This is a genomic window from Protofrankia sp. Cj3, assembly GCF_917627355.1.
GTDB lineage: Bacteria > Actinomycetota > Actinomycetes > Frankiales > Frankiaceae > Protofrankia.
The window spans coordinates 34,869-42,927 of sequence record NZ_CAKJTR010000004.1 but is presented as its reverse complement, the minus strand read 5'-3'; the positions used below and the strand labels follow the sequence as shown (position 1 = coordinate 42,927).

Genomic DNA, 8,059 nt, shown 5'->3' with positions numbered 1-8,059 from the left:
GGCCCGGCGTACCGGGAACCACCTGCCGCCCGCCGGGGTTGGAACGTGTTTGCGAAGGAATATTCAATCAGTGAGCCGGGCCGGACATCTCAAACACGTTCTCAGGAGCCGGTGGCAGTTCGGAACGGATTGAACTCGTTGGTGTAGAGATCGGTGAGCACGACGTCTTTCTTCAGCTCGCCGCGCCCCCGCAGAAAGTCGATCCAGCGGGTGAAGTCCGTGTCCTGGATGAGTCCGCCCTGCCCGGCCACCCCGTAGCTCTTCCAGAACTTGATCGCGGTTTTGTCCTCCTGGCGGCCCCGTTTGTCGATGATCTGCTCGAATCGGGCGACCACCTCCGCACGGGGTGTCGTCTTCGCCCATTCCAGCGCTCTGGCGACACCATCGACAAACTGCTTCGTGGTCCTGGGGTTCTTCGCGATGAAATCCTTCCGCAATACCACGGTGCCCGCGGAGAACGTCCCGTAGAGCGCGAAGTCGCTGAACAGCGGGTGGATCCCTCCTCGCTCCAGCGCCTTGTCCCGCAGAATTCCGCCGAGTGCGGCGACGTCGATCTGCCCGGCGCGCAGGGCCTGCTCGGTGTTGACCGGCGGAACCACGGTGGGAACGACCTGTTTGACCTCGTCGGCGCTGAGGCCCTGCTGCCTGAGGTAGGTGTCCAGGACGGCCTCAAGATGCGCGCCGAGCGTGTTCATGCCGATCTTCTTGCCGATCAGGTCCTTTGCGGAGGTGATCGGGCTTCCGTCACGCACGTAATAGCCGATGTAGGAGTCCTTGTCGACACCGTAGTAGCTGATCACTGCTTTGATCGGGGCGCCGGCGGCTACCAGCTTGATGACGGCACCGTTGAACGCACCGCCGAAGTCGGTGTCACCCGTGGCGGCGGCCTGGATGTCCTGCGGTCCGCTGATGGTGTTGCCGATCCACTTGAGTGTGATCGGGCCGAGGTAGCCGAGGTCCGCGGCAAGTTCGGCGGGGGTGACCTGGCCGACCGAGCCCTGGTAGCGCAGTTCGGTCTGCTCACTGCCCGCGCTCGCACCGCTGTTGCCACCGCCGCAGGCCGCTGCCGCCAGGGCCGTCACGGCCAGGAGCGAGGCGACGCCGACGGTCTTGGATTTCCAGCGGATGGTGCGGAACATGATGCGTCCTTCAGAAGAGGATGGGCGAATTGTCGGTACGGTTCAGTCAGCTCGACGGCACGGTCAGCCTGCGCGGTGGGGAATGCGGCGGACGGTGCGGGCCGGGTTGGTTTCCGGGTCGCCGATAGCACGGCGTGCCGCTGTAAGTCAGCTCGGCCGTGAGTCAGCTACCGCCAGGTTGGTGACGGCGACGCACGAAACAGTCGGCTTGCCGTATGCAGGTGCCGGTGGCTGTGGGACCTGGCGTGGCGTCAACACTGACGGGCACGCTGAACACAGCGTCAGCCGGTTACAGGTATGTCCACCATGAATGCCCGAGGACGGCAGGACTGGGTCAGGACCGACACAGATCGCTGGCGACGCGGACGTGGTCCACCGTCCGCCGGATCGAGAATCGCCTGACCTGCATATTGACGACTATGTCGGTCGGGAAGAAGGCTTGTCAAGCGGCTGGGCGATCTATATCACTGGCGACGCCTCGGCGGACTGCGGGCGCATCCTTGATCGGCACCATGGGTCGTCCGTCCGAGGGCACCGTGCACCAATTATTTTCACCGCTCCGCTAAACGTTGACTGGCTCCACAGGGGCACTGACCATGGCCCCATGGCCGCAATGGAGTGCTTGCCGTCCGGGCGCTCACTCCCCGCATGGGCGCGGGTGAGGTGCTGGCGGCCCGAGAGCGCGGACGAGGCTGGACGCCGTTGTCAGGCAACCTGCCTACCGTCTTGTCCCGTCACCGCGCGGGGCTGTTAGCCGATCCCGTCCCCGCGGCTGTGCGCATCACCGGCTTCCGGGTGATGCCGCCGGGCCGCGGGCGAGAAGCAGCAGACGGCTCCGCCCGGGCGCCGTCGCGTCCAGACGCCACATTTTCTTCCCTCCGGGCGCCGCTCGACCTGTTCGGCGCGGTGCCACCGGTCCACCTCGATCCTGGAGTACCTGACGATGACGCATGTCGTACACGAACTGGGGGTCGACGTCCGACCTCTCTCCGGTTACACCGGGGCTGAGATCCACGGCGTCGACCTGAGCCAGGATCTCGACGACCAGACCGTCGCTGAGATCCGCTCTGCCCTCCTGCGCTGGAAGGTCGTCTTCTTCCGCGGCCAGTCGATCGGCCACGCCGAGCAGATCGCCTTCGCGGCGAAGTTCGGTGAGCTCACACCCGCCCATCCCTATGAGGACGAGCCGCCGGCCGGCTTCCCGCAGATCCTGCCCATCGACAGCCGACGTTACGAGGCGAAGTTCGGCACGAGGAAGGTGACGTACGACAACGGCTGGCACACTGACGTCACGGCGCTGGTGAACCCGCCGGCCGGGTCCATCCTGCGTGCCGACATCGTCCCGCCGTACGGCGGTGACACCGCTTGGACCAACCTCGTCGCGGCCTATGAGGGCCTGCCGGCTCCACTGCGGAGCCTGGCCGACCAGCTGCGCGCCAAGCACAGCTTCGGCGGGAACCGCCGTCTGTTCGCCGCTGACTCGGCCTATGCGAGGAAGGTCGCAGCCGAACCACTGCTGGCGATCCACCCGGTGGTACGCGTCCATCCGGAGAGCGGGGAGCGTGCGCTGTTCGTCAGCCCGAGCTTCACCGCGGGCGAGAGCGAGATCATCGGATTTTCGTCCCGCCAGAGCCGCCGGCTGCTCGAACTGTTCTACGAGGAGGTGTCCCGGCCGGAGTACACGGTGAGGTTCCGGTGGCAGCCGGGAGACGTCGCGTTCTGGGACAACCGGGCCACCGCGCATCTCGGGCCGTCCGATCTCGGCCATCTCGACTTCGACCGGGTGCTGTACCGGGTCACCCTCGTCGGCGACATTCCTGTCGGCGTTGACGGGCAGCAATCCGAACTCGTCACCGGGCAGCCTTTTCTCGCGCACTGAGTACCTGAACGACTGGTCAACCCGAACGATCGATCAAGGAGAACAATGACCGTCATCGGTACTGATTTCGATGTCCGGAGGGTCGCTGGACGCATCGGCGCCGAGGTGCTCGGCGTGGACCTTCGCGACGATCTCGGCGACGAGACGATCGCTTTGCTCCGGGCGGCGTTGCTGGAGCACAAGGCACTGTTCTTCCGCGGCCAGACGCTTGCTGACGAGAGCCAGCAGCGTTTCGCCGCGCGTTTCGGCGAGCTCACCACGGCGCATCCGACCGTTCCGTCCCTGGACGGCAGCCCCAACGTGCTGCGGGTCGATTCGGCTGAGGGCCGGGCCAACAACTGGCACACCGATGTCACGTTCATCGTCAGTCCACCGTCCGCGAGCACGCTGCGCAGCATCGTGGTCCCGCCCTATGGTGGGGACACCCTCATCGCGAACTCCGCGGCCGCCTACCGGGACCTGCCCGTCGATCTGCGCGAACTCGCCGACCGGATCTGGGCGGAGCACACCAACGACTATGACTACGCGATACCGCCGGCGAATTCGGAGAAGACGAAGGCCTTTCGGGAGATATTCGTCTCCCGGAAGTACCGGACCGCTCACCCGGTGGTCCGCGTACATCCTGAAACGGGGGAGAGGGGCCTGTTCATCGGCGGTTTCGCGCAGCGTGTCGTCGGCCTGTCCACGACCGAGTCACGGGATATCCTCCGCCTGTTGCAGACCTATGTGACCCGGCCGGAGAACACCGTTCGCTGGCGGTGGGCACCAGGCGACCTCGCCTTCTTCGACAATCGGATCACCCAGCACTACGCGGTGGACGACTACGGCGACCTCCCACGTCTGTTGCATCGGGTGACCGTGGCCGGTGGTGTGCCGGTGGGGGTGGACGGCCGGCGTAGCTACGCGATTGACGGTGACGACGCCTCGCATTACACGCCGGTCGCGGTGTAATGAAGAGCGACCGGCAATAGGGGACGCGGCGTCGCGGGGCCAGGGCACGCACCTCGCGTCGTTGTCGTCGGCCCCGGTAGAACACCGCTACCGGGGCCTCCGCCTCGCGACACACGCACCCCAGCCCCGCTTCTTGATCCACATCCCTATTGCCGGGCGCTCTCCTTCGTTGCTGTCCGATACTCATTGGCTGGGTGCGACTCTCTCAATCCGCCCCGTCACCGGTTCATTCCGATGGCGGGGCGGATTTTTCTGTTTTTCCACTGAGCTAGTTGACAATCTTCGTCGATCTGCTTACGGTCAGCGGTATGTGCGGGCACATCTTCCTGGTCGGTCGCGCCCACATCGACCTGCGTCGAGTGGCGAGCGCGCTCTGTTCGTCGGCCTGACCGGGTCACGCCATCTGGCGTGACCAATTGTCGACATTCACGAAAACTGTCGCCCGTACCGGATGTCTCCACGCCGCATTCCGCCGGTTTCACGACCACGGGCGGAGTGAGGAGTGCGCCCCGACGTCCGCCCGCGGTGCGGCCCGTGACCGCAGCGCCGTGGCTCCGCGCTACCGCGGTGTATGGAGGGCATTCCGTGCCGGTGCACATACAGAGCCAGGTTCCGTCGTGGCCCACCACCGCGGGTCACCCCGGCACCACTGGTTCCGCCGCGGCTGTCCTGCGCGCCGTGCTCGACCACGGGCCGGTGGCCCGTACCCTCATCGGCCGGGCGACCGGGCTGAGCCCGGCGGCCGTGTCGAGGCAGACCGCGGATATGATCTCGCTCGGGCTGCTGCGGGAGGCGCCGGTGCCTACCGACCCACCTCGCGCAGGCCGGCCCTTCGTTCCCCTGGACATCGACACCCGACACCACATCGCCTGCGGTGTGCACATCGCGGTGCCCTTCATCACCTTCAGCCTGGTGGACCTGCGCGGCCGGGTACTGGCCGAGGAGAACATGCCCCACCACGGCGCGCCCGGCGAGGTGCTCCGCCAGATCGGCGAGCACGTCCCCCGTTTCACCGCGCGCCATTGCCGGGGAAGCCGCCCCGTCGGCCTGGGCGTGGTCACCGGCGGCCGGGTGGATCCGCAGCGCGGTGTCATCCTTGAGCACAGCCTGCTGGGCTGGCGCGACGTGTCGGTGCGTCAGGTACTCGCCGCGGCGACGAGCCTGCCGGTCTACGTGGACGGCCACGCCCGCGCACTCGCCCAGGCTGAGATCCTGTTCGGGGATCCACGGGCCCGACGCAGCCTGGTGCACCTGTTCGTCGGCAACGTCGTCGATGCGGCGATTGCCACTGGCGGCACAGTGCACCACGGCCGGCATTGCGGCGCCGGGGATGTAGCCCACCTGCAGTTGATGGATGTGCCGGTGACCTGCCCCTGTGGCCGCTCCGGCTGCCTGCAGGCAGCGATCTCGGAACAGACCCTGGTGGACCGGGCCATCCGGGCCGGATTGATCCAAAGCCCGGATATAGCGAGCCTGGTGGAGGTGGCCCGGCGCGGTGACCCCGGGGTGCTGGCGCTCGTGCGCGATCGTCTTCGCATTGTCGGCCGTGTGGTGGCCATGCTCCTGGACATGATTGACCCCGAGGTGCTCGTGCTCACCGAATGCACTACGATCTTCCTGCCGGAGCTGCTGGCCGACCTGTACGAAGAGATCGCGGCGCACTCGCGGTTGCGCGACAGCCCTGAGCTCACGGTGCTTCCAAGCAGCTTCGGCCCGCAGGCTCTCGCCGTCGCGGCGGGCGCGGCGGTGCTCGATGCCGTCCATCGCAGCCCACGAAGCCTAAGAACGCCCGGCAATAGGGGTGCGGATCAAGGAGCGGGGCTGGGGCACGCATCTCGCGTCGTTGTCGACGGTCGCAGCCCAACACCAGGGTGACTCTCTCCGCCGCCTCGCGATGCACGCACCCCAGCCCCACTCCTTGATCTACTTCTCTATTGCCGGGGGCTCTAATTTTCGGTGATAGTGGGACTACAAGAAATCAATTGTGAGAAATCAATTGTGATGAGCGACGAGACCTGGTCATGTGAAACCCGCCAGATGCACGCGGGTGCCCAGCCGGACTGGTGAGCGCGGGTCTCCACGGGGCAGGCCCGCCCCCAGGGGCGTAGCCGGCCGCGGCGCCGTTACCTGCGGTCATGCACCCTTGAGGGCGGCGAACCGCTGTCTGGGTTTGTGCCGGTCAGGGCTGTCGGTAGAGATCGTCGAGGCCGACCAGGATGATGTCGGTGTCCTCCTCGGCGAGTCTCCGGAGTTCCGCGCTGAATCCGGCGCCGCTGTAGCAGGTGAGTTTCGCGGTCTGGGCGCCGAGGCGTCCTTGCCCGACGAGCAGGGCGCGGATCCGGCGGAGCCGGGCGAGATGGCCCACACTCATGGTTTCGCCCCACTTCGCCTCGCCGATCGCGATCAGGGGCGTCCGGTTGTCATCGTCGAGACCGAAAGCGACGACGTCCAGTTCGTGGCTGGCCTTGTTGGCCGGGTCGTTGACGGTGCCCGCGCCGACACGGTTGGGGTAGTCGCCGAAGCGCTCGGCCGGTGCCAGATGCCGGGTCCAGTGGCGGCAGATGTGTTCGAAGTGCGGGCCCAGGACATTGCCGACGAACCTGCGTTGGCTGCGTTGGCTGCGTTGCCATAGTCCGGTGGCGTCGCGGGTGTGTTCAAGGTCGGACCAGATCGGGCGCATCACCGCGTGGTAGAAGGCCAGGAGTGGCTCGGCGATCCGGAAGTTGGTCCGGTTGTTCCTGAAGACATCGGGTTCACGTGTGATCATTCCGCAGTCCTCGAGGACGGTCAGCGGATGGGCGAGGTCACCGGATTTGCGGCCCAGGTAGGAGGCGATGCCGCCGCGGTTGTTGTTACCGGCCGCGATCGCCGCGAGCACCGAGTGGTACAGACCGATGTCGTGCAGGTCCGGTTCGTCGGCGAGTAGATACCGGGCCTCGCGGAACAGCGGGCTGGTGGGGGAGAGCACAGTGCGGGTGACCCAGGGGTCGAAGTCGTCGGGGCCCGCGGGCGTGTCGTCGCGGGCGAATTCTCGGCGGTAGGCCGGGGTGCCGCCGACGATCGCGTTGACCTTGAGGGCGGTGACCGGGTCGTCGATTTTCCAGAATTCGGCGGCGAGGCGGTGGTCGAGGGTCGGTACGACGAGCTCGAGGCCGGCGCGTCCGCGCAGTGGCGCGTTGCCCCCGAGCAGCCGGCCCATGAAGGACATGGCTGATCCGCACAGCAGGAGGCGGGTGCGGCTGCTGTCCCGTTCCGCGCGCAGTGGGGCGAGTGCGTTCTGGATGACGGACGGCAGGCCCGGATTGGCCTTGGCCAGGTATGGGAACTCGTCGATGACGACGGGGACGCAGCGATCGCGGCCGAGTGCGAGTAGGGCGTCGACGACCGAGTGCCAGGTGTCGAAGACCAGCGGGGCCGGGGTGCCGAGGTGGTCGGCGAGGCCGGCGCCGATCCGGCGGAGCGATTCGCCGTCGGTGGCTTCGTCGGCGGCGAAGTAGAAGCCGCCGGTCGCCTGGCACAGCGCCCGCAGGAGGAAGGTCTTGCCCTGGCGGCGGCGTCCGGACACGATACCGAGCGTGGCTCCGTCGCCCGGATCGGTGGCGAACGCGGCGAGCGCGGTCCACTCGTACTCCCGGTCGAACATGTCGCCCGGCCTGCGCGGCAGCTGCACCGCAGTGATCCCCCGTCCGCGCGCCTTGCAGAACTCGACCTATGATAACTGCACTTGTCGTAGGTGATGAGGTGGTGGAGGTTGTCGCCGGCGAGGAGGGCGATGGCCAGATGGATGGCGTCCAGCGAGCGGAGAACCGCTGGGGGCAAAGCGAGCGCGAGGTCGAGGACCGTCGCCGTCACCGACACGGCGGGGATGGTGCTGTCGCCGATCTCGATACGGTCCGACCGGCGGACGGCACGGGTCGCGACGTCCGCCGGGCCGATCGCGGTCAGGGCCCGTGCGGCCTCGACGGTGGTCAGCGCGGACGTGAGAAACTCGCGGTCGGGGTGTGCGTCGAGATTGTTTGACCAGCGCGTCCGTTTCCGTCTCACGGCGGAGGAGCTTGACGACCGCACTGGTATCCAGATAGATCGCTAG

Annotated in this window: 6 protein-coding genes and 1 pseudogene; 4 read left to right on the top strand and 3 right to left on the bottom strand. The window is 67.0% G+C overall.

The genetic code is table 11. The features are described 5' to 3' along the window. Window positions 1–101 precede the first annotated feature (101 nt). A complete protein-coding gene (locus MJ783_RS01140) occupies window positions 102–1,139 on the bottom strand; it encodes an ABC transporter substrate-binding protein (RefSeq protein WP_239308008.1) in 1,038 nt (345 codons plus the stop codon). Between the two features lie 943 nt (window positions 1,140–2,082). Between MJ783_RS01140 and MJ783_RS01135 the strand changes: the two genes are divergently transcribed. The 4 genes from MJ783_RS01135 to MJ783_RS01120 all read left to right on the top strand — a co-directional run bounded on the left by MJ783_RS01135 (window position 2,083) and on the right by MJ783_RS01120 (window position 5,844). Continuing rightward, window positions 2,083–3,018: a TauD/TfdA family dioxygenase gene (locus MJ783_RS01135; protein WP_239308007.1), complete on the top strand. Its 936-nt coding sequence runs from the start codon at window positions 2,083–2,085 to the stop codon at window positions 3,016–3,018. Between the two features lie 45 nt (window positions 3,019–3,063). Then, entirely contained in the window at window positions 3,064–3,969 is a 906-nt protein-coding gene (locus tag MJ783_RS01130; RefSeq protein ID WP_239308006.1) for a TauD/TfdA family dioxygenase, read from the top strand. A gap of 308 nt (window positions 3,970–4,277) precedes the next feature. Continuing rightward, complete coding sequence (locus MJ783_RS23485; protein WP_370651398.1) at window positions 4,278–4,358, top strand: putative leader peptide; 81 nt, start codon at window positions 4,278–4,280, stop codon at window positions 4,356–4,358. Between the two features lie 196 nt (window positions 4,359–4,554). Then, entirely contained in the window at window positions 4,555–5,844 is a 1,290-nt protein-coding gene (locus tag MJ783_RS01120) for an ROK family transcriptional regulator (protein WP_370651394.1), read from the top strand. Between the two features lie 304 nt (window positions 5,845–6,148). On the opposite strand, the gene MJ783_RS01115 is transcribed toward MJ783_RS01120, so the two are convergent. Further along, on the bottom strand, window positions 6,149–7,612 hold the full coding sequence (locus MJ783_RS01115; RefSeq protein ID WP_370651397.1) for an ATP-binding protein: 1,464 nt from the start codon (window positions 7,610–7,612) through the stop codon (window positions 6,149–6,151). Between the two features lie 140 nt (window positions 7,613–7,752). Further along, window positions 7,753–8,013, bottom strand: a pseudogene (locus MJ783_RS23480) (hypothetical protein); the annotation flags it as partial. Between the last annotated feature and the right edge of the window lie 46 nt (window positions 8,014–8,059).

Excerpts from the sequence above, each read along its gene's own strand:
- MJ783_RS01135 (WP_239308007.1), top strand. The coding sequence starts at position 2,083 with ATGACGCATGTCGTACACGAACTGGGGGTCGACGTCCGACCTCTCTCC.
- MJ783_RS01115 (WP_370651397.1), bottom strand. The coding sequence starts at position 7,612 with ATGTTCGACCGGGAGTACGAGTGGACCGCGCTCGCCGCGTTCGCCACC.
- MJ783_RS01140 (WP_239308008.1), bottom strand. The coding sequence starts at position 1,139 with ATGTTCCGCACCATCCGCTGGAAATCCAAGACCGTCGGCGTCGCCTCG.
- MJ783_RS23485 (WP_370651398.1), top strand. The coding sequence starts at position 4,278 with ATGTGCGGGCACATCTTCCTGGTCGGTCGCGCCCACATCGACCTGCGT.
- MJ783_RS01130 (WP_239308006.1), top strand. The coding sequence starts at position 3,064 with ATGACCGTCATCGGTACTGATTTCGATGTCCGGAGGGTCGCTGGACGC.